This is a genomic window from Acidomonas methanolica (assembly GCF_004346035.1).
GTDB lineage: Bacteria > Pseudomonadota > Alphaproteobacteria > Acetobacterales > Acetobacteraceae > Acidomonas > Acidomonas methanolica.
Map to the genome: position 1 here is coordinate 75,259 of NZ_SLZN01000007.1, position 23,358 is coordinate 98,616.

19 protein-coding genes are annotated in these 23,358 nt (G+C 65.5%); 7 read left to right on the top strand and 12 right to left on the bottom strand.

Annotated elements, in window-relative coordinates; translation table 11 throughout:
* Positions 1–78: 78 nt before the first annotated feature.
* From EDC31_RS07755 to EDC31_RS07780, 6 genes are all read right to left on the bottom strand, one after another.
* Complete coding sequence (locus EDC31_RS07755; protein WP_042061392.1) at positions 79–513, bottom strand: phage scaffolding protein; 435 nt, start codon at positions 511–513, stop codon at positions 79–81.
* A complete protein-coding gene (locus tag EDC31_RS07760; RefSeq protein ID WP_042061394.1) occupies positions 510–1,931 on the bottom strand; it encodes a portal protein in 1,422 nt (473 codons plus the stop codon). Before EDC31_RS07760 ends, EDC31_RS07755 begins: the two co-directional genes overlap by 4 nt.
* Positions 1,932–2,084: 153 nt before the next feature.
* Positions 2,085–3,389 carry a phage terminase large subunit gene (locus EDC31_RS07765; protein ID WP_042060412.1) on the bottom strand — a complete coding sequence of 435 codons (1,305 nt, stop codon included), beginning with the start codon at positions 3,387–3,389 and terminating at the stop codon, positions 2,085–2,087.
* Positions 3,376–3,783, bottom strand: coding sequence for a hypothetical protein (locus tag EDC31_RS07770; protein WP_239641717.1), 408 nt, complete (start codon positions 3,781–3,783; stop codon positions 3,376–3,378). The genes EDC31_RS07765 and EDC31_RS07770 overlap by 14 nt, the downstream gene beginning before the upstream one ends.
* 81 nt (positions 3,784–3,864) lie before the next feature.
* A complete protein-coding gene (locus EDC31_RS07775; protein WP_042060408.1) occupies positions 3,865–4,272 on the bottom strand; it encodes a hypothetical protein in 408 nt (135 codons plus the stop codon).
* 103 nt (positions 4,273–4,375) lie between these two features.
* A complete protein-coding gene (locus EDC31_RS07780; RefSeq protein WP_239641716.1) occupies positions 4,376–4,867 on the bottom strand; it encodes a hypothetical protein in 492 nt (163 codons plus the stop codon).
* Positions 4,868–5,209: 342 nt separating this feature from the next.
* Here EDC31_RS07780 and EDC31_RS07790 point away from each other — a divergent pair, with 342 nt between their 5' ends.
* From EDC31_RS07790 to EDC31_RS07805, 4 genes are all read left to right on the top strand, one after another.
* Positions 5,210–5,608, top strand: a complete 399-nt coding sequence (locus EDC31_RS07790) for a helix-turn-helix domain-containing protein (RefSeq protein ID WP_239641715.1) — start codon at positions 5,210–5,212, stop codon at positions 5,606–5,608.
* A gap of 450 nt (positions 5,609–6,058) precedes the next feature.
* On the top strand, positions 6,059–9,283 hold the full coding sequence (locus EDC31_RS07795; RefSeq protein WP_132126981.1) for an efflux RND transporter permease subunit: 3,225 nt from the start codon (positions 6,059–6,061) through the stop codon (positions 9,281–9,283).
* Positions 9,283–10,464, top strand: a complete 1,182-nt coding sequence (locus tag EDC31_RS07800; RefSeq protein WP_132126982.1) for an efflux RND transporter periplasmic adaptor subunit — start codon at positions 9,283–9,285, stop codon at positions 10,462–10,464. The genes EDC31_RS07795 and EDC31_RS07800 overlap by 1 nt, the downstream gene beginning before the upstream one ends.
* Positions 10,461–12,089 (top strand): efflux transporter outer membrane subunit, encoded by a 1,629-nt coding sequence (locus EDC31_RS07805; protein ID WP_081797816.1) that lies wholly within the window; start codon positions 10,461–10,463, stop codon positions 12,087–12,089. Before EDC31_RS07800 ends, EDC31_RS07805 begins: the two co-directional genes overlap by 4 nt.
* 28 nt (positions 12,090–12,117) lie before the next feature.
* Here EDC31_RS07805 and EDC31_RS07810 read toward each other — a convergent pair whose 3' ends face one another.
* Positions 12,118–14,148, bottom strand: coding sequence for a ComEC/Rec2 family competence protein (locus tag EDC31_RS07810; protein ID WP_132126983.1), 2,031 nt, complete (start codon positions 14,146–14,148; stop codon positions 12,118–12,120).
* Positions 14,149–14,253: 105 nt separating this feature from the next.
* On the opposite strand from EDC31_RS07810, the gene EDC31_RS07815 reads away from it, so the two are divergent.
* A complete protein-coding gene (locus EDC31_RS07815; RefSeq protein ID WP_042060629.1) occupies positions 14,254–15,360 on the top strand; it encodes a glycosyltransferase family 32 protein in 1,107 nt (368 codons plus the stop codon).
* Positions 15,361–15,385: 25 nt separating this feature from the next.
* Here the strand turns inward: EDC31_RS07815 and EDC31_RS07820 are convergent, their stop codons facing one another.
* Positions 15,386–16,009 (bottom strand): LysE family translocator, encoded by a 624-nt coding sequence (locus EDC31_RS07820; RefSeq protein WP_042060631.1) that lies wholly within the window; start codon positions 16,007–16,009, stop codon positions 15,386–15,388.
* Positions 16,006–17,154, bottom strand: coding sequence for a pyridoxal phosphate-dependent aminotransferase (locus EDC31_RS07825; protein ID WP_042060633.1), 1,149 nt, complete (start codon positions 17,152–17,154; stop codon positions 16,006–16,008). The genes EDC31_RS07820 and EDC31_RS07825 overlap by 4 nt, the downstream gene beginning before the upstream one ends.
* Before the next feature lie 413 nt (positions 17,155–17,567).
* Between EDC31_RS07825 and EDC31_RS07830 the strand changes: the two genes are divergently transcribed.
* On the top strand, positions 17,568–17,966 hold the full coding sequence (locus EDC31_RS07830) for a hypothetical protein (RefSeq protein WP_186819999.1): 399 nt from the start codon (positions 17,568–17,570) through the stop codon (positions 17,964–17,966).
* A 19-nt stretch (positions 17,967–17,985) separates the two neighbouring features.
* On the opposite strand, the gene EDC31_RS07835 is transcribed toward EDC31_RS07830, so the two are convergent.
* The 3 genes from EDC31_RS07835 to EDC31_RS07845 form a co-directional block, all read right to left on the bottom strand.
* On the bottom strand, positions 17,986–19,293 hold the full coding sequence (locus tag EDC31_RS07835; protein ID WP_132126989.1) for a bifunctional folylpolyglutamate synthase/dihydrofolate synthase: 1,308 nt from the start codon (positions 19,291–19,293) through the stop codon (positions 17,986–17,988).
* A 19-nt stretch (positions 19,294–19,312) separates the two neighbouring features.
* Positions 19,313–20,200 carry an acetyl-CoA carboxylase, carboxyltransferase subunit beta gene (gene accD, locus EDC31_RS07840; protein WP_042061082.1) on the bottom strand — a complete coding sequence of 296 codons (888 nt, stop codon included), beginning with the start codon at positions 20,198–20,200 and terminating at the stop codon, positions 19,313–19,315.
* A gap of 94 nt (positions 20,201–20,294) precedes the next feature.
* Positions 20,295–22,568: a TonB-dependent siderophore receptor gene (locus EDC31_RS07845; RefSeq protein ID WP_081797814.1), complete on the bottom strand. Its 2,274-nt coding sequence runs from the start codon at positions 22,566–22,568 to the stop codon at positions 20,295–20,297.
* A 181-nt stretch (positions 22,569–22,749) separates the two neighbouring features.
* On the opposite strand from EDC31_RS07845, the gene EDC31_RS07850 reads away from it, so the two are divergent.
* Positions 22,750–23,328, top strand: coding sequence for an HdeD family acid-resistance protein (locus EDC31_RS07850; protein ID WP_042061084.1), 579 nt, complete (start codon positions 22,750–22,752; stop codon positions 23,326–23,328).
* Positions 23,329–23,358 lie beyond the last annotated feature (30 nt).

Sequence of the window (23,358 nt, forward strand, 5' to 3'; positions counted from 1 at the left end):
GCGGAGTTCCCCGAAGAAACTCCACAGCCAGGTCAAAAAAGTTTTTTGGTTCTTTTTTTCAAAAAAGAACGCCCACCCCTATTTCCCGGCCAAAAACTGCCACTTCCGCGCCGCATAATCCGTGTCGGACAGCTTGCGCGCATCGAAAGGCGGCGCCTCGCCCGGCCGCGGCGCGGCAACGGCGAAGGTGCTCCCGCTCGCCGTCCCCGGCACGCCGCCTGCGGAAAACAGATAGCCCCGCTCGCGCCGGCACCGCTCGATCGCCGCGGCGACGCCACGCACCTCGCCGTCATCCCCGCGCGCCACCTCGCTGCGATCCATCAGCCGCACCACGTCGTCCGGATTATGCGCGCCCAACCGCATGGCTTCGGCCCGCAGGCTCGCGGCAATCACCGCCTGATCGCCCTCGGCCCGAACCCTGGCCAGCGCCGCCTCATGCACGTCACGCATCGCCGACAACTCGCCCTGCGCCGACTCCAGCGCCCGCCGCAATTCCTCAACGTCCTCGCTCATTCCGCCCCCTCATCCCCTGCTCCGGCGCCAATCCGCTCCCACTCCGCCGCCGGATCGGCACAGCCCGTCGACGCCGCGAACACCCGCGACGCCGTCTCGCGGCTGAGAATGCCGCCCGCGCACGCCGCCACCAGCCCGGAGGCCAACGACGACACCTCGTTTTCCGACGCGGCGAACCAGGGCGGCCATTGCAGGGCCAACCCGGCGGGATCGAGATTCCGCACGAGCCCCCCGCCCAGCCGCACCCCCTCCTCGACCACCGAGGAAAAGCGGCACAACATCCGGCAAAGCGGCACCAGCCCGCCCTCGCCATAAGCATGACGCAAACGATCCGCCAGCCAGATCAGCGGCTGGCACATCATCTCCATTGCCCGCCCGGACTGCCCGGCCGAGATCCGGTCGCCATGCGCCCGGTTGCCATGCAACTGCTCCAGCACGAGCTGCCGCAACTCCCGGTAATGCGCGAGCACCGCCCCCGCCGCATTGCCGTTGATTTCCAGCAGCTTGGCATCCCCTTCCGGCGGCAGAGTCAACGCCGTCGCCGCCCCGCCCTGCCGCGCATCCCCCTCGGGAAATCCCCCGGTCTTGAGAACGAGCGTCGGATCGGAGCCGTATTTCAGCCCGCGCCCGGCCTGCGACATGAGATAATCCGCCTCGATGACGGTATCGATCGCCCGCTCGAACGTGCATTCCCCGTCCAGCTCGCCCGCCCCGCTCCGGCCCGGATTGCGGATCCAGACCAGCGGCACGAACCCCAGCCCATGCCGGACCGAACGGACAGGATCGCGCGCCGACGGCTCCTCCCCCAGCGGACAGGGCAGAAACACCGCACAGTCATCCCGGTCCCAGACCCGCTGCCACCAGAACCGCGTCTCCATCCTCTCCGGCGCGATCGCATAACCCTGCGCCGCAAGATCACGCCCCGCCACCGGATAACGCTCCGTCACGGACAGCAACGCCCCCGTCGCCATGTCCCGGACCGGCGTCAGATACGCCGTCTCCAGCACGGTCAGACGCGGCGCATGATCCACCAGCTCGACCAGAATCGCGACGGACCCCACCGAACCCAGGATCGCCGCCTCGGTCATGAGCGAGGCCAGCCCCGCCTCCCGGGCGAACATCCCCAGCGCCCGCACCGTCCGTGCATCCTCCGCCATCACCGCCGGCCAGTGCGTGTCGCCGAACAGCAGGGAAACGGACTCGTCCACCACCGTCCGGCACAAATTCGTCCGCACGGACGGACGCCGCATCGCCAGCGGAATATACTCCCCCGCCCCGGACCGCTCCCGCGCGAACGGATTGGGCAACACGTCATATTGCGTGCCCGCGAGAACCCGCCCGAGCGCCAGCAATCGCCCCGCGCGCGCAGGCAAACCCGCAGGCGTCACGTAATGACGCTGCAATGACAGCCAATCCATAAATTCTCCCTCTTCTTCTTTTTCTGAAGAAAAAGAAGCAAAAAGACTTTCAATCATTCAGCGTCGGAGTTCCCCAGCGAAACTCCGCGGCCAAGTCAAAAAAGTTTTTTGGTTCTTTTTTTCAAAAAAGAACGAAACCCAACCACCCGCCCGTCACCGGGCGAAACTCACTCCCCCGCCCCAGCGCGCCTCACCGCCAGACTCCAGCATCAACGTGCTCACTCCCCAGACCATGGCATCCGCCCGGTCCGGCGATTTCGCCCCGCGATAGCCCTGCGCGGAAAAGCGGCAAAGCTGATCCTCCAACACCTCGAACCGTCCATGATGAAAGACCTTTCCCATCTCGTAGAGCGCCGCCACCGGCTCCGCCCGCGCGGATTTCCCGCGCGCCGCCACCACGCTCCGCACAGGCGCCGCCGCCCGCACGCCGCGGATCGTCGCCTCCACCAGCGCCCCGCCGAAATTCCGCTCGGCCACGATGCGCTCGGCCCGCCATTCGTCGAACGCCTTCAGCGCCCGCGCGGCCCAGGCCGCCGGCCCGTCCCGCAAGGACGCATCCTCCAGAACATGCCCGTTCCCTTCCGCATCGACGCCACACACCACGATGCCGATCTCATCGGAACGGACATCCTCCGGCCCCGACGCCCCGGACGGATCGACCGCAACGACGATCCGCCGCATCGACCGCGCGACCTCCTCGCGCGACCCCGCCGAAATGACGGGGCGCCTGCGGAACATCTCGATCCGCCACAGCGCCCCGTCCACCACGGCCTGATATTCCCCCAGCAGAAACCGCCGCCGTTCCCGCTCCGGCAAAGCCTCCAGCTGACTCAGATAGTGCGCGCTCAAATTCTCCCGGTTGCTGTCCGGATTCAAAATCATCGTCGCATATAAATGCCGGTCCGCGAGCGCCTCCCCGGATTTCGGATCGACACCCGCCTCGAATAATGCGTAAAGCCAGTGATCCGTCGCGGGCGGATTGGCGTCGATATATTCGCGCACCTCCAGACCGCAACGCTGCGCCAGCCGCGTCAGCAAAACATTGCGCGCGCCATAGCTGATCTGACTGGCCTCGTTCAGAAACACCGTCGCGAATTCCAGCCCGAGAATCTTCTCGGTCCGCTGCGCATCGTCCAGCCCCCCGAAAAAGATCGAGGAACCGTTGGGAAACCGCACGAGATTGTCCTCCCGGTCGAGCCGGTACGGCACGCCCGGAAAACACAACCGCATCACCTTCGGAAACGTGTCGAGCAGAATGCTCGCCCGCAACGCCACCAATCGATAGCGGAACACCCCGTGCCGACTCCCCTCCGCCTTCAACGCCCGGATCACCATCGCCCGCAGCAGGAGAAACGTCTTGCCCGACCGCGATCCCCCCCGAAGCAGAATATGCCGCGCCCCGCCCGCAAGGAGCCCGTTCGCCGCCACCTGCCCGGGATTGAGCCTAAAGCCCGTCATCGTCCCGCGTCAGCCGGACGACCACCTCCCCGTTGCGCCCCTCCTTCTCCTCCATCTCCCGGAACCGCGACGGCCGATGCGCCCGCAACAGCACCCGCATCAGACCATCGCTGTACCGCCGCCTCATCAGCGGGTTCCCCGTCGCCGGATCGGCGACGACCTTCCCTCCCGACAGGATCGGCTCCTCCACCCCCTCGACTGCCCGCCGCCGCGCCTCCGCCTCCAGCGCATCCGTCGCCGCCTCCAGCGCATCCGCCCACCCCGCCGCAAAGACGGGATCGGCGTCGCGCCAATGATAGATCGTCCCCCGCTCGACCCCCGCCACACGGGCGGACGCCGTCACATTCGCCGTCAATGCGAGATGATCGAGAAAAATCCGCTTCGACCGCCTCATCAGAATATCCTTCAGAGGCCCGATCCTCGCCGTCTCCTCCATGCCCCAAGAACCTTTCCGCACACCGGAGCCGCCGCACCTTCAGAACACCATCGACCGCACCGCCCCCCGGCGCTTCACCGGGCCACCGCTCCCGTCCCGCACGGACCAGACCGGCGCATGCGGCACCTCCCGCGCCCGCGCGGCCATTTCCGCATCCAGCGCAAGACGCAACCGCGCCAGCACCGCCTCGCCGACAACCCCCACGGGCGTCACCGCCCGCCCGCGCCGCCGGCACAACACCCCGCGCAACCGCATGTCCGGATGCGGCAGCCCCGCCTCGCTCAACTCCGTCCAGGACACGCCGACATCCCGCCGGTGCCGCGGCTCGCTCGTGGTCACGAAGGGCGACGCGAGAACGAATTCCCCCTCCCGACCCACCACGACCATGTATTGCCAGCCTGAAAAAATCACATCGCCTTCAGAAATATCCGAATCGAACAGAGACATATGGACCTCTGGACACAAAAAAACCGCCACGAGGGCGGTTTGTTCAAATGCAGTTTTTCCATTATGAGAAAAACATAAATCAAATGCGCGCGGAACGCAATATTTAATTCTTCATTCCCGCTTCTTTTTTTTGCATTCCGTAAAAATGCGCCAGCATCTCAAGAAGAAACGCCGATTGCGCCGAAACCTTCATGCGCGCACGCGCCTCGGAAAGATCCGGATAAAGACACCGCGCCATGGCGGAAAACGACATCTCGCGCCCCAGCATCATCTCCAGCCGCACATGCGCCGCCAGCCCGAGCGTCTCCCGAATCCGGCTCAACCGCGCCGCGCATTTCCCGCGATTGAGCATCCAGCTATGCACATCCCCCTTCAACGCATCGGGGCGCGGCGCGGCCGGACGATCCACCACCCCCAGCGACGCGAAGACATATTCCCGACTCCACCGCTCCGCCGCCGCTACCTCCTCATCGCCGATATCGCCCGCCTCCCGCAGCACCTGCACCGTGCCCAGCACGCGATGCGTCGCCCCCACGCGCCGGAAACCGTCCCGCGCCAGTCGCTCCGGCGTCGGCTCCATCACAGCATCCCTCATTCCACCTCGTCCCCCAGAACCGCCCCGATCGGCCGCAAGCCGGGAAAGAGCGGCACGGCCTCGCCGGCCCACACCGCCGCCCAACTGACCCGATGCCCCGCGGGCAACGCCTCGAATCGATCGCGCTCCGAAATAAACCGGACCCTTTCCAAGGAACGCGGCCGGGCCGGCCTCCACTCCTCGGAAGCCAGCATCGCCGCCAGCGACTCCGCCGATACCCTCCGCCGCCCGAAAGCGTGCTCATTCCCGTGCGCTTTCATAACAACCTCGTTACAATATGGCAATTTGCCATATTCAATGTTAAAAAAACAGTCTGGATTTGGCAAAGAGCCATTGCTATGAATGGCCATGGCCAAACACAAACGCCCCGACTCCCTCGCCACGATACAGCGCGCTATCGGCACACGCATCGCCTGGGCCCGAGAACTCGTGATTCCCAACCAGAGCGAGTGCGCCCGCCTGCTGGGCGTGGACGCCTCGACCCTGAACAAGATCGAGAAAGGCGATCGGGCGCCCAGTGTGTTTCTCATTGCCGCTCTATCGAATCGCCTCCGGGTATCAACGGATTTCCTCCTGAAAGGAGTACTGAACGGTCGAACGGACGAAGAATTGGCTCTCCGCCTTGCAGCCCTGCACCCAGAGCTGGTGCTCCAGCGACAAGACACAGATCCGCACACGGACAAAAACACGCCTTCCGACACGCCTGCGCAGCCCAGGAGACCAGGCGGGGATCTTCATTAGACGTCCCGTTTTCATCACCCATTCTGGCCTCTCTTCGCCTTCTTCTTGCGCATTTTCGCGAAACCAAAACTGGAACAAAACGAGAACAATTGCAATCCCGATTCACACATCCAATCACGACACCCCGTCCCCAATAACGGAAAAAATCCAACAGGATTCTCCGCCATTAACGGTAAATTAATGGCAATGAGCCATGAAGTCAAGGCGGAAAAATGGCATCGCGTCATTCGTCCGAGTCGCGAGGAGAGGTGGTTGCAGACGCGCCCTTCCTAAAATAACATTTACGCGACTTTCCTTCGATCACCCCCTATTTTCGATTGAACCGGGGCAACATAAAAATACGGGCAAGATGCGGCCAAAGCAGAACCTAATCACGCGATACACACGTCACAAACTCGCAAGACGAACTGCGGCGGACCGAAATAAAAAAGCCAACGGATACCAGAACCGATGAATGCAATTGTCGTCACCGCCCTGCGGCGACCCCTCACCTTCGTCGTCCTGTCGATTCTGATCCTGCTTTTCGGCGTCCTCTCGATCTTCAAGACTCCAACGGACGTGTTCCCGGAGATCAAGGTGCCCGTGGTCGCCGTCGTATGGACCTATAACGGCCTCCTGCCCGAGCAATTCGCAGGCCGCATCACCTATAATTTCGAGCTCGCCGTCACCACGACGGTGCAGAACATCGAGCACATGGAGTCGAACTCCTATTACGGCCGCTCGATCGTCGACATCTACTTCCAGCCCGGCACCCCGATCGGCACCGCCGAGGCGGAAGTGACGTCGATCGCCCAGACCATCCTCCTCGGCCTGCCGCCCAAAGTGCCGGCCCCGATGATCGTGGCCCTGAATCCGTCACAGGTGCCCGTCATCTCGCTCCAGATCACCTCGGAGAAGGAGACCCCGTCGGATCTGTTCAAGCTCGGCGTCATCCGCGTGAGGCCGCTGCTGGCCACCGTCCCCGGCGCCGTCGTCGCCCATCCCTATGGCGGCATGGACAGCTTCGTGATGGTGTCGCTCAACCAGCAGCAGCTCCGCGCGCACCACCTCTCCGCCTCCGACGTCCAGGCCGCTCTGACCGACCAGAACATCGTCCTTCCCGCCGGCGACCAGAAAATCGACGCCACGGACTGGATGGTGCAGACGAACGCCACCGCCGAGTCGATGGAGGATATCGCCAACCTCCCCGTCAAGCGCGTCGGCAACGCCGTGATCTACGTCCGCGACGTCGCGGACGTGTATCGCGGCGGCCACCCGCAGACGAACCTCGTCCTCGTGAAGGGACGTCAGGCCGTGGAGGTCATCACCCAGAAGGGCGGCACCGCCTCCACGCTCGACGTCGTCTCCGCCACCAAGGCGCTTCTCCCCCGTCTGCGCGCCATCCTTCCGGAAGACGTCCACGTCTCGGTCCTCCAGGACGCCTCGATCATGGTGAAGGACCAGATCAAGGACGTCGTCCGCGAGATGGTCACGGCCTCGTTCCTCACCGGCATCGTCGTGCTGCTCTTCCTCGGCTCCTGGCGCTCGACCATCATCATCGCGACCTCCATCCCGCTTGCGATCCTCTCCTCGATCATCGGCCTCGGATGGGCCGGGCAGTCGATCAACGTGATGACGCTCGGCGGCCTGGCGCTCGCCGTCGGCATCCTCGTCGACGACGCGACCGTCATGATCGAGAACATCGACACCCATCTGGAGATGGGCAAGGAACTCGAACTCGCCATCATCGACGCGGCCAACCAGATCGTCATCCCGACCTTCGTCTCGACGACATGCATCTGCATCGTCTGGCTGCCGCTCTTCGAGCTGTCCGGCGTCTCGGGCTATCTGTTCATGCCGATGGCGCTGGCCATCATGTTCGCGATGATCGCCTCGTTCATCCTGTCGCGGACCCTCGTGCCGACGATGGCGAAATACCTCCTCGCCGGCCAGATCCATCACGGCGGCCACGCCGAAGCGCCGGACCCGCACGGCATCGACGACCAGGCCGTCGATGCCGTCGACATGGCCCATTCACACGCCAAACCGCCCCCGAAGAGCATCTTCGGCCGCTTCCAGCAGGGGTTCGAGGCCCGCTTCACCCGCTTCCGCAACGGGTACGGCCACGTTCTCGAAAACTGCGTGGCGCGCAGAAAGACCTTCGTCGGCGTCTTCCTTCTCATCTCCGTCGGCTCGATGGGCCTCTATCTGATCGCGGGGCGCGACTTCTTCCCCGAGGTCAAGTCCGACACGCTCCAGATGCACATGCGCGCGCCCCTCGGCACACGTATCGAGGTCGCGGGACGCATTTCCGCCCTGGTCGTCGATCGCATCCGCGCCGATCTGCCCGACAAGACCGATAACATCATCTCGAATTGCGGCCTGCCGGAAGGCCCGCACAACCAGGCCTTCATGCCCTCGCCAACCGTCGGCACGCAGGATTGCGACATCACCGTCGCGCTGAAAGACGAGCAGTCGCCCGTATGGGACTACCGCGCCCTGCTGCGCAAGGACCTCTCCAGGCGCTTCCCCGGCACGGTCTTCACCTTCCAGCCCGCCGACCTGACGGACAAGATCCTGAATTTCGGCTCGTCCGCGCCGATCGACATCCAGCTTTCCGGCCCGGATTCGAAGGCCAACTACGAATACGCCAAGCACCTGATCAGCCTGATCCGCCACATCCCGGGCACGGCGGACGTCAACATCCAGCAGACCATGTCCACGCCGACCCTGCTGGTGAACGGCAAGCGCACCTTCATGCAGGCCACGGGCATGACGGAAACGGATCTCGCCAACAACGAACTGCTGACCCTCGCCGGCTCGGTCGTCGTCCATCCGCAATTCTGGCTCGATCCGGTCGACCACGTGACCTTCCCGCTGAACGTCTACACATCGCAGGATCAGCTCACCCATCTCAACGACCTGCTGACCACCCCGGTGGACAAAGGCGACGGCGACCCCCATGACAATGCCCAGCTCATGGGCGCCATCGCCGAAGTGGTCGCGACCGGCACGCCGGGCGAGGTCTCGCACTACAACTCCATGTCCGAGATGGACATCTACGTGAACATCGAAGGAACGGATATGGGGTCCGTGCTGGATGCGGTCCGCCAGGTGATCAGGAAGGACGCCCACAACGTCCCGCGCTCGACCGCCGTGGACGTCCGCGGGCAGGCCACCACCATGGCCAGCGCCTATACCCAGCTCATCTTCGGCCTCTGCATCTCGATCGTCCTGATCTACCTGCTGATCGTGGTGAACTTCCAGTCGTGGCTGGACCCGTTCATCATCATCACCGCGTTGCCGGGCGCCCTCGGCGGCATCGCCTGGGCGCTCTTCCTCACCGGAACACGCCTCTCCGTCCCGGCCCTGACCGGCGCGATCATGTGCATGGGCACCGCGACCGCCAACTCGATCCTCGTCGTCTCCTTCGCCCGCGAACGCATCGAGATCCACGGCGACGCGCTGAAAGCCGCCGTCGAGGCCGGTTTCGGCCGCATCCGCCCCGTCCTCATGACCGCCCTGGCCATGGTCGTCGGCATGATCCCGATGGCGACCTCCAACTCCACCAACGCCCCGCTCGGCCGCGCCGTCATCGGCGGGCTGATCGTGGCCACCCTCTCCACCCTCCTCTTCGTCCCCTGCGTCTACGCAATCCTTCACAACCGCGCACCGCGTCATAAGGAACACGCCTGATGGCCACCTCTCCCAGACTCTTCGCCATCGCGGGAGGGTGCATCCTCGCGTTCTACGTCGGCTATATCTTTGTCGAACGCGGCCGCGCCGCCGTCGTGCTGAAGCAGACGACCGAGGAAAGCGCCATCCCTGACGTGGCGGTCGTCACGCCCATCAAATCGCCGGACAAGGTCTCCCTGACCCTGCCTGGCACGATCGACGCCTGGTACCAGGCGCCGATCTACCCGCAGGTCTCGGGCTACGTGAAAATGTGGTACAAGGACTACGGCGCCCATGTGAAGGCCGGCGACGTCCTGGCCGAAATCAACGCCCCGGCCCTGGACGCCCAGTACGCACAGGCCAAGGCGACCCTCGCCTCGGTCACGGCGAAATACAACCTCGCCGTCGTGACGCTGCAACGCTGGCAGAACATGGGCAAATCCCACGCCGTCTCGGGGCAGTCCGTCTCCGTCGCCCAGGCGAACGAACAATCCGCCAAGGCCGAGGTCGACGCCGCCCAGCGCAATGTCGATCACTTCGTGGCGCTGGAGAAATTCAAGATCATCGTCGCCCCGTTCGACGGCGTCGTCACCGCGCGTGAAATCAGCGTGGGCGACTACGTGCGTAACGGCGGCGGCAACCTGACCTCAGCGGGCTCCGCCTCGGAACTCTTCACCGTGGCCGACGTCCACAGGCTCCGCCTCTTCGTCTCGGTGCCGGAAGTCATCTCCTACATCCTCCAGCCGGATCTCTCCGCCAAGGTCAGCGTCCCGCCATATCTGGGCCGCACGTTCGACGCCCACTTCCTGACCACGGCGCGCGGATACGACCCCAACACCCGCACCGCCGTCACCGAATTCACGATGGACAACCCCAACGAGGTTCTCTGGCCCGGCACCTTCGCCTCCGTGGCGTTCACGGCCCATAACGAACACTCCCATCTGTATGAACTGCCCACCTCCGCCCTGGTCTTTCAGGAGAAAGGCATGCAGGTCGTGCTCGTGAAGCCGGACAACACCGTTCATTTCCAGGATATCGTCGTGGGCCGCATGGCCGACACCTCGACGGAAATCCAGTTCGGCATCGATTCGAGCGACCGCGTCATCGCCAACCCCCCCGCCGACCTCCTCGAAGGTGACAAGGTCAACGTCGTCGTGCCCGACCGCGGCTACAACCAGTCGGGTTTCGGAAAATCAGAATGATCCCCAGCCGTCTTCTCCGTCAGGTCCTGTCCGCCGGCTCCGCCCTGTCTCTCGCGGGATTGTCCGCCTGCGACCTCGCCCCGGCCTACAAACCGCCGACCTTCATCGTCCCCGCCAGCTGGCACGGCCAGGCCCCCTTCGCCGAGGCCACGCCGGCGGACGCCGCCCTGCCGAAAGACTGGTGGACCCTCCTGCGTGACCCGACGCTGAACGATCTGGAAGCCAGGCTGACCGCGAGCAACCCGGATCTGCAAGCCGCCGCCGAGCGCTTCATCCAGGCGCGTGCCATGGTCGTGCAGGCCCGCTCCCAGTTGCTGCCCCATTTCGGCCTCGCCGCCGGCGCGTCGGACAACAAACAATCCGCGGACCGCCTCTTCCGCTACAAGGGCGAGACGACGGCAACGGACGAGAGCTATCAGGGCCTCGCCAGTTGGGAGCCCGACTTCTGGTCCCGGATTCGCAACAACATCCGCGCCCAGAAACAGTACGCCCAGGAGAAGGCCGCCGATTACGCGATGTCGCGCCTGAGCCTCCAGGCGGAACTCGCCTCGGATTACGTCCAGCTTCGCGGCTATGACGCCCAGATCGCCATCTACTCGCAGTCGATCAGCTACTACCAGAAGGCGCTGGACATCACCCGCATCCAGTTCAAGAACCAGGCCGCGCCGCGTCTGGACGTGATGCGCGCCATGACCCAGCTCTACAATACACAGGCCGCCAGACTCGACATCGAGGCCGCCCGTCAGGTCACCGAGCACGCCATCGCCGTCCTGACCAACGCCTCGCCGTCGAATTTCCATATCCAGCCGACGGAAATCCTCGGCTTCAGCCAGCCGCATATCCCGACCGGCATCCCCTCGGCGCTCCTCCAGCGCCGCCCGGACATCGCCAGCGCCGAGCGCGAAATGGCTCAGGCCAACCGCCGGATCGGCATCGCCCGCGCCGCCTTCTATCCGCATATCTCACTCGCGGCCGGCGGCGGCTTCGACCAGAACGGGTTCGATCTCGCCAATCTGGCGAACTCGCTCTGGACCTACGGCGCCTCCTTCTCGCTGCCGATCTTCGAAGGCGGCCTCCGCCGCGCCGAGCTGCAACGCTCCTGGTCCGCCTATCGCGAGACGCTGGACGATTACCGCTCCAAGGTCCTCGCCTCCTTCAAGGAGGTGGAGGACGGCCTCTCCCTGACCGACCGTCTGTACAGGGAGAACGACGCGCTGAAAAAGGCCGTGGACGCAACGCTGCAAACCCAGCAGATGACCATGACCCTCTATCAGGGCGGCGTCGGCACCTATCTCGAAGCCATCTTCTCACAGGTCCAGACGCTCGAGACCCGCATCAACCAGGTCCAGATCGCCACCCGTCTCTTCCAGGCGGATGTCAGCCTCGTCCGCGCCCTCGGCGGCGGATGGGACGTCAAGCTCCTGCCCACCATGGACCAGACCTTGTCCATCGAGCCGCTGCAATATGACGATCTTCACCACCCCAGCCCCATCGGCGACGTGAACGCGTCCCAGCACCCCGAACGGTTCAACAATCTCGGCGGCGCCGCCCCGATCGCCGCCACTGCGGCGGGCAACCGGAAACTCACCCCGCTCGCCAGCCCCGGCCCCATGCCGTCCAACTGATCTCAACGGAGGAGGGCCGCCCCGGGCCTTACTCCGCCGGCGCCAAAGGCAGGTTCGGCCGTCCCCGCCCGCCGGGCGGGGGCACCCAGAGTCGCTCCCCTCTCCAGGACCGATCGGACACCAGCCGCCACCCGTCGCCGTCCCTGTACGCGGCATAGGCCCCGTCTCTCCACACCGAGAACCGGTCCACCACGGGACGCCCCGCACAGGCCCCCCGCGCCGGCGACACGCTGACAAACAGCGTCACCCCGTCACATACCGGCAAAACATCCCCGTCCGACCGGTCGCGAACCCGCAGCAAGATCCCGCCGACCCGACAGAGCCCCTGCTCACACCCCGCCAAAACCCCGCGCGGCAACGCCAGACTCCGCAGCCAGTCCGCTTCCACCCCACGGTCCAGCCCGCCAACCGGCCCGAAGGCCAGAACGCCCCCCTCCCGCACAGCCATCACACCCGCATCCGGCGCCACCAGCACGACAGGCCGCGCCACCAGCCACGGCGACGCCAGCGCCAGCAGCACGGGACCGATCCCCGCCAGCCGCAACCGCCCCACCCCGAGACACACCAGACACAACCCGAGGAAATACGCCCCAATCCCCCATCCCGGCATCGCAGGCACCGCCGTCTGCGCCAGAGGCAGCCCCGCCACCGCATGCGCCAGCCGCATGACAAGCGCGATCCCCGCCCCCATCGCCGCCAGCGCCCCACCGGCCAGATGCAGCGGCATCAGCAACAACGCCGCCAGCCCCAACGGCATGATCCACACCGCCGCCAACGGCACCGCCACCAGATTCGCCAGTACGAACCATGGCTGCAACACCCCGAAATGCGCCAGACTCACCGGCAGCGTCGCACTCCCCGCCAGCAGACTCGTCAATACGAGCGCAAGACCATGCCCCGCGAGCCACGACCTCGCCCGGCGCAGCCACGGTCGCACCGCGTCATACCCGGCAATCAGCCCCATCACCGCGGCAAAGGACATCTGAAACGACACGTCGAGCACCGATTCCGGCGCGACGACCAACACCCCGAGCGCCACCAGCGCCAAGGCCCGCATGGACAGCACCCGCCGCCCCGTCAGCACCGCCAGAACCCCGACCGCCGCCATGCCCAGCGCCCGCACCGCCGGCAGATGCGCACCCGTCAGCAGCACATAGCCCGCCCCCGCCACGAACCCGGCGCAAACCGCGATCTCCTTGCATGGCCAATGATCCGCCGCCCGCCGCCATAACGCCAAACCGAGCCGCAGCGTCACGATCACCGCCGCCATCACCAGCCCGAGATGCAGCCCCGCCACAGCCAGCAGATGCGAGAGCCCTGACGCCGCGAAATCCTGCCGCACCGCCCGGTCGATCCGCTCACCTTTTCCCGCGAGCAGCGTCGCCGCGATCGCCCCCACCTGCCCCGGCAGCGCCGCCGCCACCCGCGCGGCCACCGCCTCGCGCAGGCTCTCCAGCCCCCCGCCGGACCCGGGCGAAAAAAGCGTCACCGGCCCCAGCGCCCGCCCGCTCCCCGCCAGACCGCTGAACCACGCCTCCCGCTGGACATCCCGCCCGCCCGGCACGGCAGGCGGCGCAGGCGGCCGCAATAGGGCGCGCAGCCTGACCCGCGCCCCCACCTCCGGACGCGCCGGATCGTCGGCCCGCTGCATCACCCGCAGCATCCGCCGCAACGGCGCCATGCCGATATCCACCCCGCTCTCGAACACCCCGTCCCGCAGCACGAGCCTCCGCCGCGGCTCCCCGTCATCGCGCGACACCGTCTCGGTCGCCGCCACGACCGCATGGAGAACCACCGCCCGGGACGGCAGGAACGGCATGGGCTCCCGGCGATGCGCGCTCCATACCGCATCCAGAAACCCCAGCGATCCCAGCAGCAGCAGGACGGGCAGCACAGCGGCGACCCCGCGTCCGCGCAGCACCGCAACACCCGCCGCCGCGAGACAGAGCCCCAGCAGCGCGGGCCACGCCGCAGGCTCGAACGCCGGGAGAAAATACGCCGCCGCCCCGGCCCCGAAACAGACCGGCAGCCACGGCGTCAGCCCTCCACCCGTCGGCACGCCCGGACGAGAGGGATCAGGGTTTTCTTTCCACCCCAACTAGGTTAAGCATCCAATATAGAGTTTTCCGAAATACCCTGTAGACACTATAGAAATTATCATCAGATGGCTACTGATTCACAGGCATTGAATTTTAATATTTCGGAAACGGATGTCGCGCACGATCCCGGCGCCTGGCATTATGTCACCCATCATGACATGACGACGCTGATGGCGGCTTTTACGCTGGCCAACATCCTCCATACCGACAGCAAACCCTTCGAAGCCAGCCGTTTCTACCGCCTCGCCTTCGACCGCCACTCCGGCAGCCCGACCGAATATCCCCGCCCGGAATCGCTCCTTCAGGCCCGCCTGCTCTGCCTGCTGAAGGCAGGCCACACCCTGCCGGAACACGAACTGGCCGAACTCTACGCCCTCAGCCACCCGATGGGGGACTACATCTCGGGCATCCGCATGGCCTGGACGAACGGCGCGCACGCCCAGGCCCTCCAGTTCATCGGCAACGCCTATGAATCCTTCCACACCGGCGAGGAGGCGGACTGCCGCTATCTCGAAGTCGCGCTCCAGACGAAATATGCCAGCTTCGCCCCTGCGGCGCGCACCATCCCGCCCCATCTCTACATGTTCTGGGACAAGGCCCCGCCTCCGGAAATCGAAGACAATATCGACTATCACGAGACCCTCGACGGCCTCGCCCGGTTCAAGACCTACGATCGCGACGAGGCGGCGGACCTCCTTTACGATTCCTACGGCATCGAAGCCCGCACCCTCTTCCTCGAAAGCAGACACCCCGCCGAGGCCGCCGATTTCTTCCGCGTCCACGCCATCGCCCTGCATGGCGGCTGGTGGCTCGACGCCGATCTCCGCCTCCGCTCGGCCGACAGCCTGGCCTCGACCGCCGAACACCAGTTCTTCATCACGCCGAATTTCTACGTCCACAACGATTTTTTCGGCGCGATTCCCGGCTCCCCGGTGCTGAACGACTGCCTGCTCTCGCTCTATCGCAACAGCTACCAACACAGGAATCTCTTCATCGCCTACAAGACCGGCCCCGGCATCTTCAACCGCGCCGTCAACCGCATGATCCATCGCAATATCCGCGCGCCACAGCCCCTCTCGATGCTCATCAGCCCGCCGGACCGCTTTTCGGACGCCGTGGAGGAATTCGAGACCCCCTACAAGCTGGTCTCCCCCAACTGGCAAACCGCCTGACCATCCCCGGCACGGCGCCGTTCGTTCAGGATCGCCCGCGCAGCAACACAGCCCCGAACCCCAGAAACACCGTCCCCGTCACCCGATTGAACAGCCGTTTCATGCGCGGCGTGCCGATCAGGCGCGCCAGCTTCCGTCCCCCCAACCCATACAGCAGCAGCCAGAAGGACTCGATCCCCACGAAGGTCGCGATCAGAATGGCGAACTGCCCCGCCACCGCCGCATGACGATCGATGAATTGCGGAAAGAACGCCGCCGCGAACAGCAACAGCTTCGGATTGCTGATCCCGGTCAGAAATCCGCCCCGATACACGCCCCAACCCGTCATCCCCGGCCCGACGACCGCCGCCTCGCCCGCGTCATGCACCGGCGCCATCCAGGCCCGAACCCCCAGCCACAGCAGATACCCGGCCCCCGCATAGCGGATCACGTCGAACAGGCGCGGCAACGCCGCCAGCAGCGTCCCCACCCCCGCCGCCGACAGCACCAGCACGCAGAACACCGCCGAGAGACACCCCGCGAATGCCGGCGCCGCCCGCCTGAATCCCAGATGCACGCTCCGCGTCAACGCATGCAGCATGTTCGGCCCCGGCGTCGCGCTCAGCAGGAACACCGTCACCGCGAACAGCCACCACACATGAATCGTCACGCCCCCGCCTCCATCCGCGCCGCGAACCACGGCGTCATCCGCCGGATCGCCTCCTCCACCCGATCGGTCGAGACGGCGAAGCTGAAGCGCATGAAACGCCGCCCCTCCACCGGGTCGAAATCCACCCCCGGCGCGGTCGCCACCCCCGTTTCGCGCAGCAACGCCTCGCAGAATGCAAGGCTGTCATCCGTCAGATGCCCGATATCCGCCCAGAGATAGAACGCCCCGTCCGGCGGCGCGATCCGCCGCACCCCCCATCCCGGCAACGCCTCCAGCATGAGATCGCGATTGCGCCGATAGACCGCCAGATGCCCCTCCAGCTCCTCGCGGCACTCGAACGCCACAAGCCCCGCATGCTGGCTCAGCGCGGGCGGCGTGAGAAACAGATTGCCCATCCGAGCCCGCGCCGCCGCGACCCTGTCCTCCGGCGCCACGAGCCAGCCCAGCCGCCACGGCGCCATGCTGAAATATTTGGAGAAGCTGTTCACCACCAGCGCCTCCGGATCGAATTCCAGCACCGACCGCGCGGGCTCGCCGAAACTCAGCCCATGATAGATCTCGTCCGAAACGATCCGGATGCTCCGCGCCCGGCACACCTCCACGATCGCCGCCAGCGCCGCGCCGGACAGGATCGTCCCCGTCGGATTGGCCGGACTCGCCACGATGAGCCCCTCCGGCGCAGGCTCCAGCGCCGCCACCGCCCCGGCCGTCAACTGAAAACGCTCCGCCGCCCCGCAGGCGATCTCCACCGGCTCCATATGCAGCGCCCGCAACGTATTGCGATACGCCACATAGCCGGGCCGCGCCACAGCCACCCGCGCGCCCGGCGCAAAGCAACTGCTCAAGGCCAGAACCAGCGCGGGCGACGCCCCGCAGGTCAGCACGATCCGCTCCGGCGCGACATCGACGCCATATTGCGCCCGATAATGCCGCGCGATCCGCTCCTTGAGCGGCTGGCTCTCCCAATACCCCATCGGATCGGTGTCCAGCACATGATGCGCCCGCGCGATCGCCTCGCGCGGCGCCCCCGTCGAAGGCTGGCCGAACTCCATATGAATGACGCTCCGCCCCTCCGCCGCCAGGCGATGCGCCAGCGCGCTCAACGTGATGGCATGAAACGGATCGATCTCGGGAACACGCGTCACAGCACCGGCCTTCGTTCCTTTATTGAAAAAAAGAACCAAAAACTTTTCCGACCTGGCGACGAAATCCCCCGGCGAGACTCCCGAACCCAAGCGATCGAACGTCTTTTTGCTTCCTTTTCTTCAGAAAAAGAAGACCCTCCCCATTCCCCACCCGGCTTCGGTGTCGTTCTTTTTTGAAAAAAGAACCAAAAAACTTTTTCGACCTTGCCTGGGAGTCCCCAGTGAAGCTCCGTCGCCAAAGAACCAAAAGTCTTTTTGCTTCTTTTTCTTCAGAAAAAGAAGAAACACCCCCGACAAATCGCACCACAAACTGGCGCACCCGACCATTCACCCCTGCAAAAACCAGCCAAACCCATCATGGCATGATTTTTGCTTACAGTCTGGCAACGCCCATGACTGAAAGATCAGTTCCTATGAGAAACGACTATACCGACACGTTCTCCACCAGCCGATGGGCACCGCACCCGGCGCTCGACCGCAAGGGCCGCTTCTGGGCCATGACGATCTACGTGCTCTACATCTTCGCGTTCTTCACCGTGATCACGGCCCCGATCGGCGCATTCCTCGCCTATCGTCACCGCTTCCGCCACGGCCCGCTCCTGCGCGCCAGCTTCGATTGGCAGATCCGCATCTTCTGGACCGGCCTCTTCGCCACGCTCGCCATCGCGCTGACCCACACGATCGTGACCGGACTGGCCGCCATCACCTTCGGCGCGGGCGCCGTGCTCATGGTCGTGCCCTGGGCCATGACTGCCGCCTGGTGGCTCTGGACCGGCTGGGCGATCCTGCGCGGCCTCGCGGCCGTGGAGTAAAGCCCAAAGCCCGGCCCCGTCACTCCGGCGTCACGCCGTCCCGCGCCAGCACCACCCCCGCGAGATACAGGCTCCCGCAGATCAGCACCCGCCCCGGCGCGCCGCCGTCCTGCCGCAGCCTGTCCAGCGCCGCCTCCACGACCGGCCCGGCCACCGCCCGCCCCCGCGCGGCCGCCAGAATCTCCTCCACCGGCGCGGCCAGATGCTGCCCTGTCTCCGCCACCGCCTGAATCGTATCGGCCAGATCCAGCAACGGATCGAGAAACCCGCTCGCATCCTTGCTCTGCTTCATGCCGATGACGAGATGCAAGGGACGGTCCCGCCACTCGCGCAGCATCTCCGCCAACGCCTCCCCGGCCCCCGGATTATGGCCGCCATCCAGCCAGAGTTCCCACCCCTCGGGCAACCGCGCCGCCAGCGCGCCCCGCAAACGCTGCATCCGCGCGGGCCATTCCGCCCGCGCGACACCCGCCCAGGCATGGTCCGGCACGCCCAGCCCGCTCGCCCGCAACGCCGCCACCGCCAGCGCCGCGTTCCGCACCTGATGCGGCCCCGCCAGACCCGGCAACGGCAGAACCAGCATCCCCTTCGGATCGCGATATGTCAGCCCGTCCGGACCCGCCTCCACCCGCACCGAGTCCCCGAACCGCCAGAGCGGCGCGCCGACACGCGCCGCCGTCTCCCGCAACACGGCCTCGACCTCCGGCGCCTGCGCCGCCGCCACGACCGGCACGCCCGGCTTCATGATCCCGGCCTTCTCCGCCGCGATCGCCGCCAGCGTCTCCCCCAGAAACGCCTGATGATCGAGGCTGATCGACGCGATCGCACAGGCCACGGGCGTCACCACGTTCGTCGCGTCCAGCCGCCCGCCCAGCCCGACCTCGATGATCGCCAGATCGGCCGGCTCCCGCGCGAAGATCAGGAACCCCGCCGCCGTCAGCACCTCGAACACCGTGATCGGCGCACCGTCATTGACGCGGACCACCTCTTCGAGCGCCGCCACCAACGCCTCTTCCGTCACCAGCGTCCCGCCGACGCGGAACCGCTCCGTCACGCTGACCAGATGCGGACTGGTCATGACATGCACCCGCCATCCCGCCGCCTCCGCGATCGCCCGCAAGACGGCGCAGGTGCTGCCCTTGCCGTTCGTCCCCGCCACATGAATCACCGGCGGCAGCGCCCGCTCGGGATGGCCCAGCTTCTCCAGCAGGACACACAGCCGGTCGAGCGAAAGATCGATCAGCTTGGGATAAAGATCCTGCAACCGCGCCAGAACCTCTCCCGCGCGGCCCGTATATTCATCAGCCAGCCGCGCGGGCGCTCCCATGACACTCATGAAAAAAGCGTCAGGCGGGTTCGGCAACAGGCAACGCGGGGAGAGCGGCCGACGTGCCGCTCATCAGCAACCCGATGAGCCGCGCCAGCTCCCCCGTCAGCTCCCCGCGCGGCACGACACGATCCACCATGCCGTGATCCAGCAGATATTCCGCGCGCTGGAACCCCTCCGGCAGCTTCTCGCGCACCGTGTCCTGAATCACGCGCGGCCCGGCAAAGGCGATCTGCGCATTCGGCTCGGCCAGATGAATGTCCCCGAGCATGGCGAAAGACGCCGAAACCCCGCCCGTCGTCGGATGCGTCAGCACCACGATATAAGGCAGTTTCGCATCGTTGAGCATCTCCACGCCGATGGTGGTGCGCGGCATCTGCATCAGAGAGAGCATCCCCTCCTGCATCCGCGCCCCGCCCGAGGCGGTGAACACGATCAGCGGCGCCTTCTGCAGGACCGCCAGACGGCAGGCGGACAGAAACGCCTCGCCCGTCGCGGTGCCCATCGACCCCGCCATGAACTCGAAGGCCATGACCGCCACGACCGCGTCATGCCCGCCGATCTTCCCATGCGCGACCACCAGCGCATCGTCGAGATGCGACTTGGCGCGCGCCTCCTTGAGCCGGTCCGTATACCGTTTGCCGTCGCGGAACCCGAGCGGATCGGACGGCGTCTTCGGCAGCTCGATCCGCGTGAACTCGCCGTTGTCGAACGTCCAGCCCAGCCGCTCCAGCGCGCCCGCCGACATGTGATGACCGCAATAGGGGCAGACCTTGTGGAATTTCTCGAGATCGCGGTTCAGGATCATCTGGGAGCACGCCTCGCAGCTCGTCCAGAGATTGTCGGGAACCTCGCGCTTCAGCAGCCCCCGGATCTTGGGGCGGACATATTCGGTCAGCCAGCTCATCGTCACATCGTTCCTGCCACACCCGGACCAGCCCGGACGCCGAAACGGGTTGTCTAACCCCGTTTCGGACGGATGACCAGCCGCCTCGCGCCCCTTACCAGCTATACCCTATGCTCGCCTGCGCATTCCGCTGCGCGCCGTAATAGCAATATTCCTGATTATAGGACGCATAGCTCAGGCAGTTGGCGATGTAGTTCCTGTCGAAGAGATTCCGCACGCTCGCCCGCAGCTTCCACCGCTTGAGCGACGGATCGAGAGTGCCGAGATCGTAGGAGGCGGAAGCGTCGAACACCACATAGCTCGGGACATTCACCGCGCCATAGGTCGCCTGGCCGCCATAGGCGCGCGCCGCGTAGCGCAACCCGCCGCCAATGCCGAACCCCTTCATCCACCCCGATGGCATCGTATAGAAGGCGAAGAGCGAGGCATTGCCCTTGCCGGACTGGATCAACGGCTTGCCGGTCGAATCGTCATGGACGTCCTGCGTGCTGAAGGCCGCCGTGACCATCAGGTTCTTATAGGCATCGATATGGGCCTCGAACTCGAAGCCGTCCGAATGAACCAGCCCGCTTTGCGTGCTGTAGGCATTGGTGGCCGAGGAAACGAGCACGTTGGTCTGCTCGATATGGAAGGCCGCGGCGGTCAGCAGGATCGGCGTTCCCGGAATCTGGTATTTCACCCCGCCTTCCAGCTGCTTGCCCAGGGACGGATCGGCCTGGTGGAAGGACTTGCCGCCGTCATTGGAAACGATGCCCGCCTGCGGCTGGAAGGACGTGGAGTAGCTGATATACGGCGCCAGGCCGAAATCGAAATGATACAGGCCCGAGGCGCGCCAGGTGATCTGCGTCGGCGTCTCCTTCGTGCTGGATCCTTGGAAGGTTTCCGCCTGATGCGACCGGTACCAGTCATTGCGCAGGCTGCCGGTCAGGATCAGATTGCGCCAGCGGACCTCGTCCTGCGCGTAGATGCCGATCTGATGCTGCTGCGTCAGGTAGTGCATATAAGGATAGCTCGTGATCGCCTGATCATAGTTCGGATCACGGACGTCCAGCGGCGGCGCCGAGCCGGAAATCTCGAGATTCGTCGCGCTCTGCTGCATGTAGTCAAAGCCGAACATCAGCGCATGACTCAACGGCCCCGTGCGGACATGACCGTTGAAATGACTGTCGAAGGCCAGATTATGCGTGTGCTCGCTCGCCCCCCAGACATAGCGCGGGAGCGTATACGGCCCGCTCCAGTACCCCGCGTTATAGACGCTGCGATAGATGGTCCTGATATCGTCATAGCGCCCGCGCGAGGTGAAGCTCCAGTCCTTGTCGAACTGATGATCGAAGAGATAGGTGATCGCGCCCTGCCTGCGGTTGAACTTCTCGAAGGACACGTCCCCGTCATAGAAGTTCCGCGGCAGATAGCCGAAGGCGGCGGGCTTGAGCGAGCCGATCAGCGGAACGCCGCCATAGCTGCCGTTCTCGGGATCGTATTGATAATTGCCGAGCAGCGTCAGCGTCGTCGGGCCGCCGCCGCCGAAAGTGACGGCCGGACTGATGGAGAAGCGGCGACTCCCCGTGCGGCTGAGCTGGCTGTGCTGGCCGTTGACCGTGCCGTAGATGCGATAGCGGACGAAGCCGTTCTCCGTCGCATAGCCGCCGGCATCGGCATCCACGCGATAGAGGTCGAAGCTCCCGCCCGTCGCCGTCACCCCGCCATAGAACCTCTTGTCCAGCGGCAGCTTGCTCGACAGCGCCACCAGCCCGCCGGGGCTGGACTGGCCGTACAGCGCGGAAGCCGGCCCCTTGAGGATCTCGACGCGCTCCAGACGCGAGGTGTCGGTCTGCGCGGTCGCATAGCCGGTGGGGCTCGGTTGCAGCTTCAACCCGTCGAGAAAGGTCGGCACCGTGAAGCCGCGCAGCTGGAACAGGTCGTAGCGCGTGCCGACTCCGCCGCCGCGCAGATTCGCCGTGATGCCCGCCGCGTAACGCACCGCCTGATTGAGATTCAACACCCCGCGCACGTCCATCTCGTTGCGTGTGATGACCGTGACCGACTGCGCCGTGTCCACCAGCGGCGTGTCCGACTTGGTGGCCGAGGACGCCATCGTCGAGACATAGTGGCCCTGCACCCGGATGTGTTCCGCCACCGGCTTCGGCACGGTGCCACTTCCGGCCGTCCTGCCCGTCTCCATTTGCGCCGCTCGACGTTCGGCGTTCCGGTGGACGGCTTTCTCCCCCGAGCGCGTCTCCGCCGCTTCGCCCGCCGCAGACCCTCCTGCCGGACCGGCGGCGAGCAGCCCGATGACGCAAAGCGCAGCCTTGCGCCGCTGATCCCGGCGCCACTGATTCCTGCGCCGCTGATAATGGATCGCCCGCATCACATCCCCTTCCATTCCTGTCCGGAGGGGAGAGATACTGAATATGATATTCATTCGCAATAGCGTAACGGGCGCAATAGCGTGCGGCCGCCGGGAGTCGAAGGATGGTGGCGTTCCCTCGCCTCTTCTGCCATGTTCCCTTCACGTCGCTACATCGAAACGCCAAGAAGCGAGAGACCCAATGTCCGGCTCGAACCCCTTCCCATCCTTCTCCCCATCCCTGCCCACCGTCACCCTGAAACCGGGCTGGCTCATCGCTCTGGGCGTGGTCCTCCTCCTGCTCGGCATGCTCGCGCTCGGCGAGGCATGGCTGCTGACGCTGACCAGCGTCCTGGCGATCGGCATGCTGCTGGTGATCGCCGGCATCGTCCAGCTCGCGCAATCCTTCGCCCATTCCAGCGCCTCGACGGGCAATCGCTGGCTCGCGGCGCTGGGCGGCGTGCTGTATATCGTGGCCGGCCTGCTGCTGATCGACGAACCCGTCACCGGCTCCATCTTCCTCACCGCCTTCGTCGCGGGGCTGCTGATCATCTCCGGCGTTGCGCGCGCGATCTGGGCCTTCGGCCATCGCTATCTGGCGACATGGTGGCTGGCCCTGCTGAGCGGCGTGGTCTCGGTGGTGCTCGGCGTGCTGATCTACGCAATGCTGCCCTGGTCCGGGCTCTGGCTGATCGGCACCTTCATCGGCGTGGAACTCATTTTCGCGGGCGTCACGATGCTGTCGCTCGGCTTCACGGCGAAGCGGGCGCTCGGCAGCTAGATCCCGCCGCCCCGCAAAATTTCACGCCAC

What these genes read in the sequence shown, in the direction of transcription:
- EDC31_RS07780 (WP_239641716.1), bottom strand. Translation starts at nt 4,867, where the DNA reads ATGAGGGATGCTGTGATGGAGCCGACGCCGGAGCGACTGGCGCGGGAC.
- EDC31_RS07835 (WP_132126989.1), bottom strand. Translation starts at nt 19,293, where the DNA reads ATGGGAGCGCCCGCGCGGCTGGCTGATGAATATACGGGCCGCGCGGGA.
- EDC31_RS07795 (WP_132126981.1), top strand. Translation starts at nt 6,059, where the DNA reads ATGAATGCAATTGTCGTCACCGCCCTGCGGCGACCCCTCACCTTCGTC.
- EDC31_RS07775 (WP_042060408.1), bottom strand. Translation starts at nt 4,272, where the DNA reads ATGTCTCTGTTCGATTCGGATATTTCTGAAGGCGATGTGATTTTTTCA.
- accD (WP_042061082.1), bottom strand. Translation starts at nt 20,200, where the DNA reads ATGAGCTGGCTGACCGAATATGTCCGCCCCAAGATCCGGGGGCTGCTG.
- EDC31_RS07790 (WP_239641715.1), top strand. Translation starts at nt 5,210, where the DNA reads ATGGCCATGGCCAAACACAAACGCCCCGACTCCCTCGCCACGATACAG.
- EDC31_RS07800 (WP_132126982.1), top strand. Translation starts at nt 9,283, where the DNA reads ATGGCCACCTCTCCCAGACTCTTCGCCATCGCGGGAGGGTGCATCCTC.
- EDC31_RS07830 (WP_186819999.1), top strand. Translation starts at nt 17,568, where the DNA reads ATGAGAAACGACTATACCGACACGTTCTCCACCAGCCGATGGGCACCG.
- EDC31_RS07760 (WP_042061394.1), bottom strand. Translation starts at nt 1,931, where the DNA reads ATGGATTGGCTGTCATTGCAGCGTCATTACGTGACGCCTGCGGGTTTG.
- EDC31_RS07765 (WP_042060412.1), bottom strand. Translation starts at nt 3,389, where the DNA reads ATGACGGGCTTTAGGCTCAATCCCGGGCAGGTGGCGGCGAACGGGCTC.
- EDC31_RS07770 (WP_239641717.1), bottom strand. Translation starts at nt 3,783, where the DNA reads ATGAGGCGGTCGAAGCGGATTTTTCTCGATCATCTCGCATTGACGGCG.
- EDC31_RS07845 (WP_081797814.1), bottom strand. Translation starts at nt 22,568, where the DNA reads ATGCGGGCGATCCATTATCAGCGGCGCAGGAATCAGTGGCGCCGGGAT.
- EDC31_RS07805 (WP_081797816.1), top strand. Translation starts at nt 10,461, where the DNA reads ATGATCCCCAGCCGTCTTCTCCGTCAGGTCCTGTCCGCCGGCTCCGCC.
- EDC31_RS07755 (WP_042061392.1), bottom strand. Translation starts at nt 513, where the DNA reads ATGAGCGAGGACGTTGAGGAATTGCGGCGGGCGCTGGAGTCGGCGCAG.
- EDC31_RS07850 (WP_042061084.1), top strand. Translation starts at nt 22,750, where the DNA reads ATGTCCGGCTCGAACCCCTTCCCATCCTTCTCCCCATCCCTGCCCACC.
- EDC31_RS07815 (WP_042060629.1), top strand. Translation starts at nt 14,254, where the DNA reads ATGGCTACTGATTCACAGGCATTGAATTTTAATATTTCGGAAACGGAT.